Here is a 1,295-nt window from a genome sequence, read left to right on the forward strand (position 1 = left end):
GAGCGTGAACTGAGCGACGTGTCGCCATTCTTCGGCGCTTTGCTGCAATACCCGGCGAGCAACGGTGATGTGTTCGATTACCGCGAACTGACCGAACGCTTCCACGCCGCCAATGCTTTGGTGGCGGTCGCCGCCGACCTGCTGGCCCTGACCGTGCTCACCCCGCCGGGCGAATTCGGCGCCGACGTGGCCATCGGCAGCGCACAACGTTTCGGCGTGCCGCTGGGCTTCGGTGGCCCGCACGCGGCGTATTTCTCCACCAAGGATGCGTTCAAACGCGACATGCCGGGCCGTCTGGTCGGCGTCTCCGTCGACCGTTTCGGCAAGCCGGCGCTGCGCCTCGCGATGCAGACCCGCGAGCAACACATTCGCCGCGAGAAGGCCACCAGCAACATCTGCACCGCACAAGTGCTGCTGGCCAACATCGCCAGCATGTACGCCGTGTACCACGGCCCGAAAGGCCTGACGCAGATCGCCCAGCGCGTGCATCACCTGACCGCAATTCTGGCTCAAGGCTTGAAAACAATCGGTCTGAGCGTCGAGCAGGAAAGCTTCTTCGACACGTTGACGATCAAGACCGGCGCTAACACTGCCGCGTTGCACGAGAAGGCCCGTGTCCAGCAGATCAACCTGCGCGTGGTCGATGCCGAACGTCTGGGCCTGTCCCTCGACGAAACCACCTCGCAAGCGGATGTGGAAACCCTGTGGGCGCTGCTGGCCGACGGCCAAACCCTGCCGGATTTCGCGGCATTGGCTGCCACCGTTGAAAGCACGATCCCGGCCGCGCTGCTGCGTCAATCGCCGATCCTCAGCCACCCGGTGTTCAACCGCTACCACTCGGAAACCGAGCTGATGCGCTACCTGCGCAAACTGGCCGACAAGGACCTGGCGCTGGATCGCACCATGATCCCGCTGGGTTCGTGCACCATGAAACTCAACGCCGCCAGCGAAATGATCCCGGTGACCTGGGCCGAATTCGGCGCCCTGCACCCGTTCGCCCCGGCCGAGCAAAGCGCCGGTTATCAGCAGCTGACCGATGAGCTGGAAGCGATGCTCTGCGCCGCCACCGGTTACGACGCGATCTCGCTGCAACCGAACGCCGGTTCGCAAGGCGAATACGCCGGCCTCTTGGCGATTCGCGCCTATCACCAGAGCCATGGCGAAGACCGTCGCGACATCTGCCTGATCCCCTCGTCCGCCCACGGCACCAACCCGGCCACCGCCAACATGGCCGGCATGCGCGTGGTCGTCACCGCCTGCGATGCCCGCGGCAACGTCGACATCGAAGACCTGCG

At 64.7% G+C, this 1,295-nt stretch carries 1 pseudogene; it reads left to right on the forward strand.

Going from position 1 to position 1,295, the window contains the following annotated elements:
* Positions 1 to 1,295 (forward strand): annotated as a pseudogene (locus KGB23_RS30085) (glycine dehydrogenase (aminomethyl-transferring)); the annotation flags it as partial.

Source organism: Pseudomonas sp. GL-B-26 (assembly GCF_019947405.1).
Lineage (GTDB): Bacteria > Pseudomonadota > Gammaproteobacteria > Pseudomonadales > Pseudomonadaceae > Aquipseudomonas.